Below are 17,228 nucleotides of genomic sequence, written 5' to 3' on the forward strand. Positions count from 1 at the left end.
GCATCCACGCCGCTACCTCGTCGAGGATGGCGACGGGCGCCCCCTCAAGCAGCGCAACCCGATTGCGCAGACTGTCGGCAAACTCCAGCTTGCCCTGCATGGCGGCCGCGGTCACCGCGGCAACCTGATCGCCCACCCCCGCCAGCCGTGCTATCTCGTCGATGCACTCGATGCGGATCGCAGTGGAGTCCATATCCATCACCAGCAGGCCAGGCTCGCTCAGAGTAGGCAGAGCGGGCAGATGGCAGAGATCGATCTCCCACTCCCTCTCCTTGAGCGCGGCCACCAGCTCGGGCGAGAAGCGGTCGGTACCGAGCAGCAGCAACGGGCAACCCGCGACTTCGGTCACCGGATAGAGAGTCGCCGTCACCCCGTGCTCAGCCAACAGGGGCGCCAGCTCTTCCAGAGAGGCCGGCCCCAGAGCCTTGCCAAACAGTACCAGCCAGCCAGCCGCAAGAGGCGTTCCGATCGGTTGCAGGGCATCCGGGGTCAGCTGCCACCAGGGGGAAGATGACAGGTGGGCGGGCCATTCGGATAAGGAGGTGGGGAGCCGGGACAACAACATAAGCGATACGCCTTCCATGGTGATCAAGGGGTTAACAATAGTGGCCCAGAGTAGCGTATTGCTTTTTGCGCAGGCAAGCGCCAAGATCCCGCAACTCCCGGTCAGCATGAGGTCTCGCGCTTGCAGCGTCATCTTCCCATCAAACGTGTGCTCAGTCTGGTAGCCGGCCTGCTGCTCGGCTGCTGGGTACTGGTTGTGCTCCTCCATATGCAGGGAGAGAGTCAGGCCGCCCTGCACAGCGAAGCGCGCAACCGCGCCCAGGCGCTGGTCGCCTATGCCGCCCGCGACATGAAGCGCTGGATCAAGGAGGACAACAGCAGCGAGCTGGAGCGGCTGGCACGGGATCTGGCGACCGAGCCGGAGATCCTCGATGTCACCCTCTATGATGGACGCGGCATCCCTCTCGCCCAGTCGGATCAGGCCGTTCCGCTGGAGAGCTTGCTCCCCATCGGCAGCGACAACAAGTCGATGCCGGAGCAGGGCAAGGGACGCATCCAGTTCGTGCAGGAGATCCAGGACGGAGCCCAGACCCTCGGCTATCTGCGCATCACGCTGGAAGAGCAGCAGATGCTGGCGGACAAAGATACCCGGCTCAAGGTGACACAGGAGAAACAGCGACTGATGCTGCTGGTCGCCCTGCTGGCCGGGGTGCTTATCTCCTACGGCATTCGCCGCAACTACATGCGGGTGCGCAAGCACAAGAAAAAGAGTGCGCCCCCCTCCCCGCCACCGGAAAACTGATGGCCCGGACAGAGAGCAGATAAAAAAACGGCGGCCCGCAGGCCGCCGTTTTTTATTCGCAAGGGGATTACTTGTCGCCCAGCAGGACGGAATCCAGTGCGATTTCGATCATGTCGTTGAAGGTCAGCTGACGCTCTTCAGAGGTAGTCTGCTCACCGGTACGGATATGGTCGGAGACGGTGCAGATGGTCAGTGCCTTGGCGCCGTACTCTGCGGCCACGCCGTAGATACCGGCAGCTTCCATCTCGACACCCAGGATGCCGTATTTTTCCATGACGTCGAACATGGAGGGATCCGGGGTGTAGAACAGGTCGGCGGAGAAGATGTTACCGACGCGCACGGCAACGCCCTTGTTCTTGGCAGCCTGCACAGCATTGGCAACCAGATCGAAGTCGGCGATGGCTGCGAAGTCGTGATCCTTGAAGCGCAGACGGTTTACTTTGGAGTCGGTGCAGGCACCCATACCGATCACCACGTCACGCAGTTTCACGTCTTCACGCACGGCACCGCAGGAGCCGACGCGGATCAGGGTCTTCACACCGTAATCGGTGATCAGCTCTTTGGCGTAGATGGAGCAGGAGGGGATACCCATGCCGTGGCCCATTACGGAGATACGACGGCCCTTGTAGGTACCGGTGAAACCGAACATGTTGCGCACGTCGCAGATCTGCTCGACGTTCTCCAGGAAAGTCTCGGCGATGTACTTGGCGCGCAGGGGGTCGCCCGGCATCAGCACGGTATCAGCAAAGGCGCCATCTTTCGCATTGATATGAGGAGTTGCCATTCTCTTGATTCCTTCACACTTGGGTTGAGTTTTATTGTCTTTATTAAAATTGCCCGCCACCGGAGTGGCGGGCGGGTAAATTACAGGAAGCTGGTACCGTACGCCAGTTTGGGCAGACCGTGGTACGCCGCAATGCTCTGGCCGATGTCGGCAAAGGTCTCGCGACGGCCGACGGAACCAGCCTTGACCGGCTTGCCGTAGAACAGTACCGGGATGTACTCGCGGGTATGGTCGGTGCCGCTCCAGGTCGGGTCACAACCGTGGTCTGCGGTCAGCACCACCACGTCGCCATCCTGCAGCAGGTCGAACAGCTCCGGCAGGCGGGAATCGAAATACTCCAGCGCATCGGCGTAGCCCTTCACGTCGCGACGGTGGCCGTAGGAGGAGTCGAAGTCGACGAAGTTGGTGAAGACGATGGTCTGGTCACCGGCCGCTTTCACCTCTTCCAGAGTACGATCCCACAGCTCGGTCAGACCGGTCCCCTTCACCTGCTTGGTGATACCCTGCTGGGCATAGATGTCGGCGATCTTGCCGATGGAAACCACCTGACCACCCGCGTCCTTCATGTAGTCCAGCACGGTCGGTGCCGGCGGCAGCACGGAGTAGTCGTGACGGTTGCCGGTACGCTTGAAGTTGCCCTTGCCACTGCCCACGAACGGACGCGCGATAACGCGGCCGATGTTGTAGGGCTCCAGCAGCTCGCGCACGATGTGGCACAGCTCATAGAGCTTCTCAAGGCCGTAGGTCTCTTCGTGACAGGCGATCTGGAACACCGAGTCGGCAGAGGTATAGAGGATCGGCTTGCCGGTGCGCATGTGCTCTTCGCCCAGATCGTCCAGCACTTGGGTACCGGAAGCGTGGCAGTTGCCGAGATAACCGGGCAGACCGGCCTTCTCGACGATGGCGTCCAGCAGCTCCTGCGGGAAACTGTTGGTGTGATCCTTGAAGTAGCCCCACTCGAACAGTACGGGCACACCGGCGATCTCCCAGTGACCGGACGGAGTGTCCTTGCCGGAAGAGAGCTCCTGAGCGTAGCCGTAGGCACCGACCACCTCGATATCTTTCTTAAGACCTGCCGGGAAGGTGCCAGAGGCCTGTTCGCAAGCGTGGCCGAGGCCCAGCTTGCTCAGGTTTGGCAGATTGAGGGCACCGCGGCCCTGCGCTTCACCAGCCGCACACGCCTTGGCGATATGGCCAAGGGTATTGGCGCCCGTGTCTCCGAACTTGTCAGCGTCGGCGGCAGCGCCGATACCGAAAGAGTCCATCATCAGGATAAAGGTACGTTTCATGGGACTTCCCCTTGTTACAAATCAGCCAGGGTGATACGGCGGTACACTTCAGGCAGTGCCTCGGGCCGCTCGCCACCAATCCGGATAGCCGCCTGCACCATGCTGGCAGCCTGAGCGTATTGCTCTTCAGTCTGAGCGTGGATCATCGCGATCGGCTTGTCAGCATCGACGCTCTGACCCAGGCGGATAAAGTCGGTCAGACCAACCGCATAATCAAGTTTGTCACCGGCAGCGCGGCGACCACCGCCCATGGCGACCACGGCCAGACCCAGTTCGCGGGTATCCATGGCGGTCACGAAGCCGCTGTTGGCCGCGAAGACCGGGCGCACGATGGCGGCTTTGGGCAGGTAAGCGTCGTAACGCTCCATGAAATCGGCAGGGCCACCCAGGCCAGCCACCATGCGACCGAAGATCTCGGCAGCCTTGCCGTTATCCAGTACCGCCTGCAGCTTGGCGCGGGCATCGCGCTCGTCGCTGGCCAGACCTGCGGAGATCAGCATCTCGGCACACAGCGCCATGGTCACTTCGTGGATGCGTGGGTTGCGATATTCACCGGTCAGGTAGCGCACCGCTTCGCGCACTTCCACCGCGTTACCAGCGCTGGAGGCCAGTACCTGATTCATATCGGTCAAGAGCGCAGAGGTGCGGCAGCCAGCGCCGTTGGCCACGGCAACGATGCTCTTGGCCAGCTCTTCGGAGGCTTCGAAGGTCGGCATAAAGGCACCGGAGCCCACTTTCACATCCATCACCAGCGCTTCGAGCCCGGAGGCGAGCTTCTTGGAGAGGATGGAGCCGGTGATCATGGCAACAGATTCGACGGTGGCAGTGATGTCACGTACTGCATAGATACGCTTGTCGGCCGGGGCGAGATCGCCAGTCTGGCCGATGATGGCGACACCCGCCTCTTTCACCACTTTCAGGAAACGATCGTTGTCGACCGAGGTCTGGTAGCCGGGGATGGCATCCAGCTTGTCGAGGGTACCGCCGGTGTGGCCCAGGCCACGGCCGGAGATCATAGGTACGAAACCACCGCAGGCGGCGACCATCGGGCCAAGCATCAGGGAGACAACGTCACCCACCCCACCGGTGGAGTGCTTGTCGACAATCGGACCACCCAGATTAAGGTGATCCCAGGTCAATACCATGCCGGAGTCGCGCATGGCGCAGGTCAGGGCAACCCGTTCATCCATGGTCATGTCTTTGAAGTAGACCGCCATCGCCAGCGCGGCGATCTGCCCCTCGCCGATGGTGTTGTTGGTAATGCCCTGAACGAAGAATTGAATTTCTTGGGTACTGAGCGCTTCACCGTTGCGCTTCTTGCGAATAATCTCTTGAGGCAAAAACATCTTTCATTCCCTCCGCCATTGCTGGCGTTACACAAGCCTGAATCCTTGCCCGCACACCACAGGTGGGGGCTTAACAGGGCGGACAGCAGTCCGCCCTCTCATCAACCTATTAGTAACCGCTGGTGTTGGCCGGCTTGTCGCCATGCCCCAGAGTGGCCAGCAGGCTGGCCAGCAGGCTGGATGCACCAAAGCGGAAGGTACGGGCAGATACCCAGTCCTTGCCGAGGATCTCTTCGGCCATGGCCAGGTACTGACCCGCAACGGCGGCATCTTTCACGCCACCGGCCGGCTTGAAGCCGACTTTCGGGTTCTTGGCCTTGATCACTTCGATCATGATGCGCGCAGCTTCCGGAGTCGCATTGACCGGCACCTTGCCGGTGGAGGTCTTGATGAAGTCGGCACCGGCATCGATACAGATTTCGGAAGCGCGACGGATCAGCGCTTCTTCTTTCAGTTCGCCGGTTTCGATGATCACTTTCAGCAGAACGTTGGCACCACAGGCCTCTTTACAGGCTTTGACCAGATCAAAACCGATCTGTTCGTTGCCGGCCATGAACGCGCGGTACGGGAATACCACGTCCACTTCATCGGCACCGTAGGCGACAGCGGCACGGGTCTCGGCCACGGCGATCTCGATGTCGTCGTTGCCGTGCGGGAAGTTGGTCACGGTCGCAATGCGCACGTCGGCGGCGCCGATTTCACGCAGGGTCTTGCGAGCGATGGGGATGAAACGGGGATAGATGCAGACGGCGGCGGTCAGGCCAGCCGGTGACTTGGCCTTGTGGCACAGATCGATCACCTTCTGATCGGTATCGTCATCGTTCAGGGTGGTCAGGTCCATCAGGTTCAGGGCGCGCTGGGCGGCCAGTTTCAGATCACTCATTCTGTTCTCCAAAGTCTCGATTTGATCCAGATAACCGGGCACCACCACAAGCTCCAAAAAGGAGATAACAGTAGCAATTCCCAGCTATACGGGAATGGAATTACAGTGCGAAGGCTGAGGCACAACGACTGTAAATAAGGCAAGAGCCCTGTCACTTTCTTACAAAAGTGCGGACTTGGTTCCATGAAGACTTGAGAAAGGCAGAGCAACTCCGACCCGACTTCCCAATCAATTCCATTTGACCGCCAACACCCGATTTCATCGAGCATTAGTCATTGCCAGCACCCTGCTGGCAACGCCTATTTCAGCCGAGATACCCCCTGTTTGCAAGCCGGATTTGCCATTTTCAGAGGTACCTCACATCTGGCAAATCCGCATTCAAAAATGCCTTACGAAAAGAAGCGCGTCAGGATCCAGGAGTAGGCCAGCCCCCCCAGATAGACCCCGACAATTCCCATCACCCCTGACAAAACGGGAGGTGCCGGGATCGGCAATTTGAGGAAAGAAAACAACAAACCGACTATAAAGCCAGCCACCATCGCCAGTAGCACTTCATTCATATAACCTCCGATTTGACTCATTTTATTATTAGTTTAGATAGGAAAACGGTTGTCACCGCTCCATACACGAACGCCACGGCAGATGCCGTGGCGTTCGTGTTTATACCCTGTCAGTCAGGCTGATATTACATGCCGGACAGTGCCAGGAAGAAACCTGCGATGGTCGCAGACATCAGGTTGGACAGAGAGCCAGCCAGTACGGCTTTCAGACCAAATTTCGCAATGGTGCCGCGGCGGTTCGGTGCCATGGACCCCAGACCACCCAGCAGAATGGCAACGGAGGAGAGGTTGGCAAAACCACACAGGGCAAAGGAGATGATCGCCTTGGTGTGATCGGACATGGCCACACCGTTGATCAGCACCTCGTTTTTCAGGTACGGAGCGAAGTTCAGATAAGCCACGAACTCGTTCACCACCAGTTTCTGACCGATGAAGGAACCTGCAACCACAGCTTCGCTCCAGGGCACACCGATCAGGAAAGCCAGCGGGGAGAAGATCCAGCCCAGTAGCAGTTCCAGAGAGAGTTGCGGATAACCGAACCAGCCACCCACACCGGAGAAGATACCGTTGATCATGGCGATCAGGCCGATGAAGGCCAGCAGCATGGCGCCGACGTTCAGAGCCAGTTGCATACCGGCAGAAGCACCAGCAGCGGCGGCGTCAATCACGTTGGCCGGCTTGTCGTCCAGCTCGGCATCAGCGGAGCTTTCGTCGTAGTTCGGGGTCTCGGTTTCCGGTACCAGCAGCTTGGCGAACAGCAGACCACCCGGTGCAGCCATGAAGGAGGCAGCGATCAGGTACTCCATCTTGACGCCCATGGAGGCGTAGCCAGCCAGTACGGAACCGGCAACAGATGCCAGACCACCACACATGACCGCGAACAGCTCGGAGTCAGTCATCTTGGAGATGTAGGGACGAACCACCAGCGGCGCTTCAGTCTGACCTACGAAGATGTTGGCAGTCGCGGAGAGGGATTCGGTACGGGAAGTGCCCAGCACTTTCTGCAGACCACCGCCCAGCAACTTGATGACCATCTGCATGATGCCCAGGTAGTAGAGCACAGCGATCAGGGAAGAGAAGAAGATGATGACCGGCAGAACACGGAAGGCAAAGATAAAGCCGCCGCCACCGAACACTTCAAACATCTTGTTGCTGACCAGACCACCGAACAGGAATTCGATACCATTCTGGCCGTAGCTGATGACGCTGGAGACTGCATCGGATACACCGACCAGAATATCGCGCCCTACCGGTACATAAAGTACAAACGCCCCCAGACCGGCTTGAATTGCAAACGCACCGGCTACGGTACGGACGTTGATTGCCTTGCGGTTGCTGGAGAACAGCACCGCGATAAGGACGAGCGTCGCCATCCCTACCAGACCCATGAACAAATTCATTATTATCTTCCTCTAGTAGCACCTGGCTTGTTAGCGAGTTGTAACTAAACCCAACTAATCAAGGGGTGCGCATTATACTAATTAAAGTCCGATAAAATAGAATGCTGGTCACATTTTATCGGTATCAAATTATTCAAGTGTCACAAAATTAGACAGCAAACGATTTTTACGCTTATTTTTTTCCCTGATAGCTCAACCACTTGTTACACCAATGTTTCATTGCCTTTTGCGATGCCGGAAAAGTCGCTCGGTATTATCATGCAACATAGTTGAAACATACTCTGCAGGCTCTTCTCGTATTCCCATCAATATCGCCGCAATTTCCGGCAGCGCTTCCGGTGTATTTCGCTCTCCTTGCCGCCCCTGTAGCGGCATATCCGGCGCATCGGTTTCCAGCACCAGCGATTCAAGCGGCATGGCCCGAAATACATCACGGGTTTTGTTCGCCCGCTCATAGCTGATGACCCCGCCGACACCAAGATAAAAGCCCAACTGCCAGAACGCCTCTGCTTGTTGCAACGAACCGCTGAAGGCGTGGATCACACCACCTCGAACCGGTTTGAAGCGACGCAGCAACTTGGCCACAGTGTCATTGGCTCGCACCGAGTGGATGACCAATGGCAGCTCCACATCGACTGCCAGCTTGATCTGTGCCTCGAACAACTCGAGCTGCCCCGCCTGAGGTACATGGGAGCGCAGATCCAGTCCGCACTCACCGATGGCTACCAGCCCCTCGGGACGGCTCGATACCAGCGCCTGCAGCCGATCTATTACTCCTTCCTCTTGTTCACCGGCATACCAGGGATGAACACCCAAGCCATAACACAGTCCTGTGTGCTGGTTGGCCAGCGCCATCACACGGTGCCAGTTGGTCTCGGTGATGGCAGGAATGATATACTCCGTCACCCCGGATGCCTGGCAATGAGCCAGCAATGCCTCCCTGTCCTCGTCAAAGTCAGGAAAATCGAGGTGGCAATGGGTATCTGTCAGCTGCATATCACTCACACCTGTTTGTGGGATTTAATGGGTCATTGGAAATGATGAACAACAAACACCGTGGTTTTACCCTGATTGAGCTGGTGCTGGTCATCATCGTACTGGGGATCCTGGCAGTGGTGGCCCTGCCCCGCTTTATCAATATCAAGGATGATGCGCTCAAAAGCATGGTATCGGCGACTGCGAGCAATTTTGCCAGTGCGGCGCGTCTGGCCAATGCCGGCTGGGCGGTGGTAGTGAAGGGGCAATCCGTCGCGCTCTACAACCTGAGCAGTTTTGGCAACAGCACGATAGATATCAACCGCTATGGCTGGCCAGTGGGCTCCGAAGAAGATTACAACAAGCCGGTAGACACGCCCTATCAGCCAGGATCGGGCAACCATATCTCGGTCAGCAACCAGTCAGACTGCCGACTGCTATTTACCGACCTGCTGGATGGTAGTCAGAGCGTTGCGTCAACGGATCAGCCTGACGCAGTGCAGAAGCGGGCTGATTACCTTTCCACCATGATTGGCCCGGGTCATCCGGATGAAGATGAAGGGAACGAGGTGCACTATAACTGCCGCTATATTCTGCGCGATTCTGTCGGTCGCTTCCCGGATTACCCAAATGGCCTGGGCTTTGAATACAACAGCGTTACCGGTGCCGTGACCCGCAATTTTCAGTAAGTGAATCATCACTGCCGGGATTGCACTCTTTCGATGGCTCCTCATCATAACGAACCGGCGTACAACAGCGCCGGTTCTCCTGAGTAAGTCCCCACTCTTCACACCACTCGCCGTAACGGGCCAACCAGCGTAGCAACACCCCTTTCATCGGCACTCCCTCCCGCAGTTGAAACACAAGCAGGAGAACATCCTAGCAGAGCGGAGAAAGTGAACAAGTCATCGCAATGCGACGCAAACAGCGATAAAAAACCGGCCAGCATTGCTGACCGGTTTTTCTCATCTTGACTCGATAGCCTTAGAGGCTTTTGAGCTTCTCTTCCGGCAGTGCCAGCTCGTCATTACGGTTGACGCCAACGCCGCGCTCCAGCACATGACGGGCGATGGCGTGCGCCTCTTCCAGCGAGTGCATGCTGTAGGTGCCACACTGATACTCGTTCAGCTCGGGGATCTTGGCCTGATCCTGCACGGTCAGCACGTCGCTCATGGCTGCCAGCCAGGCTGCACCAACACGGGCTTCATCCGGCGCACCAATCAAGCTCATGTAGAAGCCGGTACGGCAGCCCATGGGGGAGATGTCGATGATCTCCACGCCGTTGCCGTTCAGGTGATCACGCATAAAACCAGCGAACAGGTGCTCCAGCGTATGGATACCGCGCTCGGAGAGGATCTCCTGGTTCGGTACGCAGAAACGCAGGTCGAACACGGTAATGGTGTCTTTGTTCGGGGTCTGCATGGTTTTGGCCACACGCACCGCTGGCGCTTCCATACGGGTGTGGTCAACGGTAAAACTGTCCAATAACGGCATTTCTGACTCCTGATTGGGTTACCAGAACCAGCCCCCGCGGGAGAGCTGATCCTTGCATTGTCGATACTGGGCGCCGTAGCGCTGGGCGCGAGCTTCTACCTTGCGCGAGGTATTCATCAACCACCCCTTGCTGCGATAGCTGCCACGCCGATAGCCACCCCACCCTTCGTGATAATTGAGATACTGGCCATAGGCATCCCACTTGGAGGTGCCATTGAGCCGCTGGGCCTTGTTAGTGTACCAGCCCATAAAATCGATGGCGTCGGCAAAGTCATCGCGATCGCTCCAGCTATTGCCGGTCTCTCGCTGGTAATCAGCCCAGGTCTCGTCTTTCACCTGAGCGTAGCCATAAGCCGAGCTCGCCCGCCCGGTTGGAATAAAGAGGAAATACTCCATCGGGGGCTGGGCATCGTGTACGAAGGAGGACTCCTGATACATCATGGCCATCACCACGTGGATCGGGGTTCCCCACTTCTCGTTCATCTTGAGCGCTGCCTTGTGCCACTCCGGCTTTTCGCGAAAGATCTGGCACAAGTTTTCCGGCTGGGCCGGCGGGCGGGTACTGCACGCTGTGAGTACTAGCAGCAGGCCTGCCACCGCCACGATGCGTTTTCGGGACATCAGAGCAGAATTTGTTTTGCTCTCCTGAACATAACGAGGCAAAAACGACATCAGATAGCGTCTTCGTTCTCTTCGCCGGTACGGATACGAATGACGCGTTCCACCTCACAAACGAAGATCTTGCCGTCACCAATCTTGCCGGTGCGGGCGGTGTTCTGGATCGCTTCCAAACAGGCATCGAGATCCTCATCCTGCACCACCAGCTCCACCTTCACTTTCGGCAGGAAGTCGACCATGTACTCGGCTCCGCGATAGAGCTCGGTGTGGCCCTTCTGGCGGCCGAAGCCTTTGACTTCGGATACGGTCATGCCGTTGATGCCGATCTCGGCCAAGGCCTCGCGCACATCGTCCAGCTTGAACGGTTTGATGATGGCTTCAATCTTCTTCATGGTGACTCCTTACCAGTTCTGTTTGCCAAACCCGGAAGTAATGGGATAACGGCGATCCTTACCAAAGTTGCGGGCCGTGATGCGGGGCCCAACCGCCGCCTGACGGCGCTTGTATTCGTTGAGATCAACCAGCCGGATCACCTTGCGTACCACCGCCTCTTCGAAGCCCTCCGCCACCATATCGGCCACGGAGGCATCTTCTTCCACGTAGCGCTTGAGGATGGCATCAAGGATGTCGTACGGCGGCAGACTGTCCTGATCCACCTGATCCGGCGCCAGCTCTGCTGAAGGCGGGCGGTCGATAACCCGCTGCGGGATCACGTAGTCGACCGAGTTGCGATATTCGCACAACTTGAAGACCAGCGTCTTGGGCACATCTTTCAACACGTCAAAACCGCCCGCCATGTCACCGTACAGCGTGGCATAGCCGACAGCCATTTCGCTCTTGTTGCCGGTGGTCAGCACGATGCGACGACGCTTGTTGGAAAGCGCCATCAAGAGCACCCCACGGCAGCGCGCCTGCAGGTTCTCTTCGGTGGTGTCGCGGGCGGTACCTTCAAACAGCGGCGCCAGTTGAGCCATAAATCCTTCGAACATGGGCTCGATGGAGATGATGTTGAACTCGACCCCCATCCGCTCGGCCTGCTCCTTGGCATCCTCCACGCTCATCTGGGCGGTATAGCGGAACGGCATCATCACCGCTTGCACCTTGTCAGCACCGATGGCATCGGCCGCAATGGCCAGCGTCAGCGCCGAGTCGATGCCGCCGGAGAGGCCCAGCACAGCACCGTGGAAACCGTTCTTGGTGACATAGTCGCGCACCGCCAGCACCAGAGCCTGATAGGTCTCGGCCAACGGCTCCAGCGGCGCAGCCGGTTCCCGCTCTTTCACCGGCTGACCATCGGCAAAGCGTACCAGCGCCAGCTCTTCGGCAAACGGTGCCAATTTGTGGGTCAACTCGCCCTGGCTGTTGAACACCTTGGAGCAGCCGTCAAAAATCAGCTCGTCCTGACCGCATACCTGATTGAGGTAGACCAGCGGCAGATCGGTCTGATCGCAGCGCTCAGTCATCAGTTCGCGGCGGATCCAAGGTTTCTCCTGATCGTAGGGCGACGCATTGATGGTGAGCAGCAACTCGGCTCCTGCCGCCTTGGCGGCCAGCGCCGGGCCCGGCTGCCAGAGGTCTTCACAGATGAGTAGACCCAGATTGTGACCACGGAAGGGAACCACACAAGTTTCGGTCGCGGCGGTGAAGTAGCGCTTCTCGTCGAATACCCCGTAGTTGGGCAAGTCCTGCTTGAAGTAACGGGCAATCAGCTTGCCGTGCTCATAGAGGGAGGCTGCGTTATAGAGCGCCTCCCCTTCACGCCAAGGATGCCCGACCAAAATGGCGCAGGTCCCCTGCCATTCGGCAATGCGAGCCAGCGCGGAATCGACCCGGATCATCAGATCGGCGCGCAGCAGCAGATCTTCCGGTGGATAGCCGGTCAGGGCCAGCTCGGAACAAACCAGCAGATCGGCACCTTGCTGCTCGGCTTGAGCGGCCGCAGCGAGCACTTTGTCAGTGTTATCTTCGATGGCGCCTACCGTCAGATTCAACTGGGCAAGCATCAGAGAGAGGGCTTTTGCCATGGCGATGCATCTTGAATTCGAAAATGATGGGGAATGATAAAGAAAAGGGGGGCGATCTGCCAGTTCAAGACTGGTGTAACCATGTGACAGCCATCGGCAGTAAGGATAAGCTGTAGATAGTCACGGAACGACACACCTCAGGCCACCATGAAACAACGCGGATTTACCTTGCTGGAGCTGATGATCGCCATTGCATTGGGGGTCATACTACTTGTCATTGGTATTCCTGCCCTAAGCGACCTGCTCAAAGAGAACACCGCCAACTATGAAAGTGAACGGTTGATGAAACACCTGCGCTTCGCGCGTAACGAAGCGATCAGCGAGCAGCAAACCGTAAGCGCGTGTCTAATCAACAACGCAAGCCAGTGTGTTTCCAGCAATTCAACACAGTTATTGGTATTTGCCGATACCAATAACAACTCCCAACTTGATAACGGTGAAACAGAGTTGGCACGTACCCCAGCCTTTTCATCCAGCGCAGCCATCACTTCGACCAGAACCCGGGTTCTGTTTGCGCCAGACGGTACCAGCCTGGGCACCAATATGACCATTAAAGTCTGTGTGAGCCAAGAACCGGAGATTGACCTGGTTATTGCCGTTTCTGGCCGCAGTAGCAGGACAGACACCACAACAATCTGCCCTTGAGCCAATCATCTTGCACTACTGCTACCTTGGCTGCTCTTTCTCTTGTTTTCGTGCGGACTCGAGAGTGAAAGGCCGATCGACAGGCTGACATTCCAGCACTTTCCTCACCATCAGCAGCTGCCCATTTATCTCAAAACCCTTCTCCTGAAAGGCAATCTCAGGCTTTTTGTTATCCGCAATAGCCCCCTGTAATACAACATTCGCCCCATTATCCAGTTCGACATAGCACTTACGATCTACCGCTGCATGGGCGCAGCTAACGCCCAGCAGAGTCAACAACAGCATATTCGCTTTCATTGGGGTTCATCCTCGTAGAGATATATCTTCTTGGGAGTCATATCCATTTCGGCCTCATCGGCCCCCTCTGAACATTGTCCTGCCCCGGTACAGCGGGTAGGTTGGTTATTTCCGTCATCTTTCAGAATAACTTCCTCACCCGGAGCACCACCGATAATACGGATCTTGGCATCATCACCAGCATGAACTACGAGGTCATCAGCCACTTTATTATTGACCTCGACATAACGTTCCGGAGACTGATTACCAGCCTGGTCGACCGTATAGCGGAATGATGTGCCATAGTGCATATCGACCATGTATTGCCGCATGGCACCTATCGACTGGATGGTGCACTCCTCAAAAGATTGAACCTGCGGCAGGAACGAGGTGAAGTAAAGTTTGCCCTGAAGGACAACCCCAGCCCCCATCGACTTCTCTCCAGTCTCATCCAGCCAATATTTCCACCCCATCTTGCTGGTCAGATTTTTCTTTATCGTCAATATCTGTGCATCGGTTTTGCCAAGGAACGGGTCTGTCGTTACATCGTATAGTTGATCAATAGTGATTGCCGATGGCGGAGTGACTGTGCGATAGGATTTTGGTACAACCTGATAGTCCCGCAGCATGAAATAGGCATTGTTTGCGGTCGACTCTGATGATGGGCGGTTACGGTCACCAGAACCAATCAAGACCGCATCGAAGGGGCGTTCGCTATAAACATACTGGCTATTTTTTACTTCCCACCCCTTGTTGATTGTTCTTACCAATACAGGTTGAGTGAAGAAACGCCGATCTTCACTTTGCTGTGTGTCGGAACCCAGACTGGCAAATTTGAATACACTCCAATCTGTTTTATTGGTTCCTGGCAAATCCATTCGCCAGATATTTCCGCCAGTATCGCTGGCATAAATACGGTCGACTTTACCATCGCCATCACTATCAAGAGTCGCCACACCACCGGGCATACTGTCCAGCATGGTGCTGACTTGCAGGTTTGTCGTACTGTTGGCAGCAGGTGTTGCACTGTATATCAACGCACCTGAATTGGCATTCACTATATAAATACCAGCTCCACTACTATCAGAACTGCCCAGCCCGAGAGTACTTTTATTCAGATCATAACCACCGGCAAAAATCACTACCGGGTCGGTAACACCGGGAACAAATGCCACTTCAGGGACAGACCAAGTCTGCCCCAATTGCGAAAAACCATTCGAGTCTGGAGTGATAGGCCATTTCAGTGTTGGTGCATCGGGATTCGTGATATCAAAGGCATAATAGTTTTTACCACCACTACGCAACCCGACAAACATCCAGACATAATCGCCCTCTGATGCTTTTATCACACCATTCTGGTTAGCATCTTTGATGAGTGCTACGGGAGATGAGTCGACACCAAATACGTGAGCAGATGACTCACTATTTTGCCGTAATGCTTTTTGAGTGGCTAACAGCGGATAAGGCATCATGGCCCAGGTTTCATCAACAGATGAACCAAGATCCTTGAACATATGCAGAAAACCGGCATTGGTGCCCATGACAATTCGCAAGTCCGGGGTACAACTAGTCTGTCCTTGTGCAACCGTACAACCGTAGTTGATGACTAAAGGTCTGGAGTGCAGGGGATCACCCAATATATATTTCCTGATTGTCGTACTGCTGTCGTTATCTTCATTGTCGACATCACTACCAGTGATCCAGCTGAACATATTATCCAGCTCAGAGACGTCAGATAACTGCATCAGTGAACGTAGCGCCTCAGCACTGCCAGCCATTGTCTGGGCATTGCTGCGAGTAAAACTATCCAAGCGTTTGGGCGATGCCTTGTCATTGATGAGATAAATATTGCGGTTGCTTTTATCGGCAAGCATCTCCTGCACACCACCTTTTGCAACCAGATTACCGTCATCCTCTGATGACCAAAAAGTTCTGGCCCCCTCTAGAATTGTGCCATCACTCTTTATCGCCGGTAATGTAGTGGTATCAACTACATATCCCTTGTCAGACAAGACCAGCTTTTTCAGATTACCTTTCCATCGCGGACCAGTATCAGGTTCAAACATGGCATAGTAGATATTATTCAGACTTCTAGTCCGGTCAAAGTTATTTGTTGCAATAGCGGGAGAGACTAGAGAGGTATTGATGCGCAATATGGCAAGCAAAGATGACTTCAGCGCCTGACTGAGTGCTTCGGCACTGGTCGCAGGATAATATAGTCCGCCACCACGGCGAGCTGTTTCCGCTAACAGGTTACCAGCACCAGTAACAGCATCATCACCAAATCCAACTGTAAATGTTGTAACTGTCTGAACTCCCGACGAGCCTGGGTTTATATCCTTGTTTTTCATATAGCCAGCCAGTGCAGCAATATAGCTGGTGCTTCCACTACTGCCATATCCAACAGTTGTACCATATGCAGCTTTTTCAGTCGCATTGAGATTATCCAGCAACCCCTGCACTAACGAGTTGGCATTGGTGTCCTGGGTTGGCTCACCATCAGTTATATAAATAACATAGCCATTGTTAGAACATTTATCATAAGGCGCTTTATAGGTTCCGACAGGGTTCTCTGCTAATGTATCCCGAGCAGGAGTTCGTGAACTATCGTCATCACCATAATACACTGACCGGCCACCAAATAGACGATAGGCCTCATACAGCGTTTCGCATAGCGGCGTATTAGTTTCCGCCCCAAGGCTATCTATGGTCGACAATAAATTCTGTTCTGCCGTAACACCATTACCGATATCGGTATCGTTACTTAGAATACGTCGAACAATACGTCCACCATTTTTCGAACCATTACTGTCATTGTAATTATATACAGCCAACCCAAAATCAACACCAGGAGTTGAAGATATCAATCCCTTCACAGCATCCTTGGCAACCTGAAGTCGTGACTGAACACTATGTCCTGTCGGACCATAATACCACCTGATGTAATTTGCACTATACAAAGTAACTGCCGTATTACTCCCCGCAGCAGCATTGCTGATATTAGTTGTGTAATACCACAAGCCACTACTATTTGAAGTCTTATTTACTGGGTAACCATTCGAGATGCTTCCAACAACCAAACTTGGACCAGAGTAGGGGTTGCTGTTGTTGCTGGAAATTATATCTTGCTTACAATCAACCAATACAATGTTCGATTCGGTTCGACCAGAAACAGAACCCCATGCCCCCTGCCGCGGCTTCCCTCCAGAATAACTAGAGTAGGTATAGTTCCAGACTTGAGACTGAAAGTAACCAATGTTCGACAATGGTGTTTTGGAAGATGCACAGGCATTTATACGGTCTTGAAATCGCTGAGTATTGGTGATTGTCGGGACTGTACCATCGGTAGAAAAGTAGACATACTTTTTACTATTTCCGGTATCTGGATCATTACTGAGTGCTGGATATGCCGTATTTGGATCGTAAGCTTCTCTAACCACATCCATGGTAGAGCTCATGCTCCCTGAATTATCAAAAATAACCAGAATTTTTGGTCTGAAGTCACCAGCTTTTGAAAAATCATAAATAAACAGCTCGGTGTCATCAGAATAACTGCTGCTTGCCAAGGCCGGCATGGCGGCCATTACGGTGCAAAGCAGCAAGGCTCGTCCATGTTCGCGCATATCCT

16 protein-coding genes and 1 pseudogene are annotated in these 17,228 nt (G+C 55.2%); 3 read left to right on the forward strand and 14 right to left on the reverse strand.

All coding sequences use genetic code 11. The features are described 5' to 3' along the window. A pseudogene (locus AACS24_RS03105) lies at nt 1-565 on the reverse strand (phosphoserine phosphatase SerB); the annotation flags it as partial. 120 nt (nt 566-685) lie between these two features. Between AACS24_RS03105 and AACS24_RS03110 the strand changes: the two are divergent. After that, nucleotides 686-1,306, forward strand: a complete 621-nt coding sequence (locus AACS24_RS03110; RefSeq protein ID WP_108572320.1) for an AhpA/YtjB family protein — start codon at nt 686-688, stop codon at nt 1,304-1,306. A 67-nt stretch (nt 1,307-1,373) separates the two neighbouring features. Here AACS24_RS03110 and deoD read toward each other — a convergent pair whose 3' ends face one another. The 7 genes from deoD to AACS24_RS03145 all read right to left on the reverse strand — a co-directional run bounded on the left by deoD (nt 1,374) and on the right by AACS24_RS03145 (nt 8,564). Then, nucleotides 1,374-2,090, reverse strand: coding sequence for a purine-nucleoside phosphorylase (deoD, locus tag AACS24_RS03115; protein ID WP_005340471.1), 717 nt, complete (start codon nt 2,088-2,090; stop codon nt 1,374-1,376). An 80-nt stretch (nt 2,091-2,170) separates the two neighbouring features. Beyond that, nucleotides 2,171-3,379, reverse strand: coding sequence for a phosphopentomutase (locus AACS24_RS03120; RefSeq protein ID WP_108572321.1), 1,209 nt, complete (start codon nt 3,377-3,379; stop codon nt 2,171-2,173). A 14-nt stretch (nt 3,380-3,393) separates the two neighbouring features. Continuing rightward, complete coding sequence (gene deoA, locus AACS24_RS03125; protein WP_108572322.1) at nt 3,394-4,725, reverse strand: thymidine phosphorylase; 1,332 nt, start codon at nt 4,723-4,725, stop codon at nt 3,394-3,396. Nucleotides 4,726-4,834: 109 nt separating this feature from the next. Then, the gene (gene deoC, locus AACS24_RS03130; protein WP_108572350.1) at nt 4,835-5,608 is read right to left on the reverse strand and encodes a deoxyribose-phosphate aldolase; all 774 of its coding nucleotides are present in this window, start codon (nt 5,606-5,608) and stop codon (nt 4,835-4,837) included. A 389-nt stretch (nt 5,609-5,997) separates the two neighbouring features. Next, on the reverse strand, nt 5,998-6,168 hold the full coding sequence (locus AACS24_RS03135) for a XapX domain-containing protein (RefSeq protein ID WP_005340467.1): 171 nt from the start codon (nt 6,166-6,168) through the stop codon (nt 5,998-6,000). A gap of 125 nt (nt 6,169-6,293) precedes the next feature. Beyond that, nucleotides 6,294-7,568, reverse strand: a complete 1,275-nt coding sequence (locus AACS24_RS03140; RefSeq protein WP_108572323.1) for a NupC/NupG family nucleoside CNT transporter — start codon at nt 7,566-7,568, stop codon at nt 6,294-6,296. 216 nt (nt 7,569-7,784) lie between these two features. After that, a complete protein-coding gene (locus tag AACS24_RS03145; RefSeq protein ID WP_108572324.1) occupies nt 7,785-8,564 on the reverse strand; it encodes a TatD family hydrolase in 780 nt (259 codons plus the stop codon). A 41-nt stretch (nt 8,565-8,605) separates the two neighbouring features. Between AACS24_RS03145 and AACS24_RS03150 the strand changes: the two genes are divergently transcribed. Then, nucleotides 8,606-9,232 (forward strand): type II secretion system protein, encoded by a 627-nt coding sequence (locus tag AACS24_RS03150; protein WP_108572325.1) that lies wholly within the window; start codon nt 8,606-8,608, stop codon nt 9,230-9,232. Between the two features lie 295 nt (nt 9,233-9,527). Here AACS24_RS03150 and luxS read toward each other — a convergent pair whose 3' ends face one another. From luxS to AACS24_RS03170, 4 genes are read right to left on the reverse strand one after another with little or no spacing between them, the layout of a single operon-like run. Further along, complete coding sequence (gene luxS, locus AACS24_RS03155) at nt 9,528-10,037, reverse strand: S-ribosylhomocysteine lyase (protein WP_108572327.1); 510 nt, start codon at nt 10,035-10,037, stop codon at nt 9,528-9,530. Between the two features lie 18 nt (nt 10,038-10,055). Beyond that, the gene (locus tag AACS24_RS03160) at nt 10,056-10,658 is read right to left on the reverse strand and encodes a transglycosylase SLT domain-containing protein (protein ID WP_181364292.1); all 603 of its coding nucleotides are present in this window, start codon (nt 10,656-10,658) and stop codon (nt 10,056-10,058) included. Nucleotides 10,659-10,708: 50 nt separating this feature from the next. After that, entirely contained in the window at nt 10,709-11,047 is a 339-nt protein-coding gene (glnB, locus tag AACS24_RS03165; protein WP_005308848.1) for a nitrogen regulatory protein P-II, read from the reverse strand. Nucleotides 11,048-11,056: 9 nt separating this feature from the next. Further along, the gene (locus AACS24_RS03170; RefSeq protein WP_108572329.1) at nt 11,057-12,679 is read right to left on the reverse strand and encodes an NAD+ synthase; all 1,623 of its coding nucleotides are present in this window, start codon (nt 12,677-12,679) and stop codon (nt 11,057-11,059) included. Between the two features lie 147 nt (nt 12,680-12,826). Here AACS24_RS03170 and AACS24_RS03175 point away from each other — a divergent pair, with 147 nt between their 5' ends. Continuing rightward, nucleotides 12,827-13,324 (forward strand): GspH/FimT family pseudopilin, encoded by a 498-nt coding sequence (locus tag AACS24_RS03175; protein WP_108572330.1) that lies wholly within the window; start codon nt 12,827-12,829, stop codon nt 13,322-13,324. A gap of 21 nt (nt 13,325-13,345) precedes the next feature. On the opposite strand, the gene AACS24_RS03180 is transcribed toward AACS24_RS03175, so the two are convergent. Together AACS24_RS03180 and AACS24_RS03185 are read right to left on the reverse strand one after the other, a co-directional pair. Continuing rightward, nucleotides 13,346-13,621, reverse strand: coding sequence for a TapY2 family type IVa secretion system protein (locus AACS24_RS03180; RefSeq protein ID WP_108572331.1), 276 nt, complete (start codon nt 13,619-13,621; stop codon nt 13,346-13,348). Next, a complete protein-coding gene (locus AACS24_RS03185) occupies nt 13,618-17,223 on the reverse strand; it encodes a pilus assembly protein (protein WP_108572332.1) in 3,606 nt (1,201 codons plus the stop codon). The genes AACS24_RS03180 and AACS24_RS03185 overlap by 4 nt, the downstream gene beginning before the upstream one ends. Nucleotides 17,224-17,228: the final 5 nt, after the last annotated feature.

Origin of the sequence: Aeromonas sp. HMWF016, assembly GCF_963878195.1 — a bacterium.
GTDB lineage: Bacteria > Pseudomonadota > Gammaproteobacteria > Enterobacterales > Aeromonadaceae > Aeromonas > Aeromonas lacus.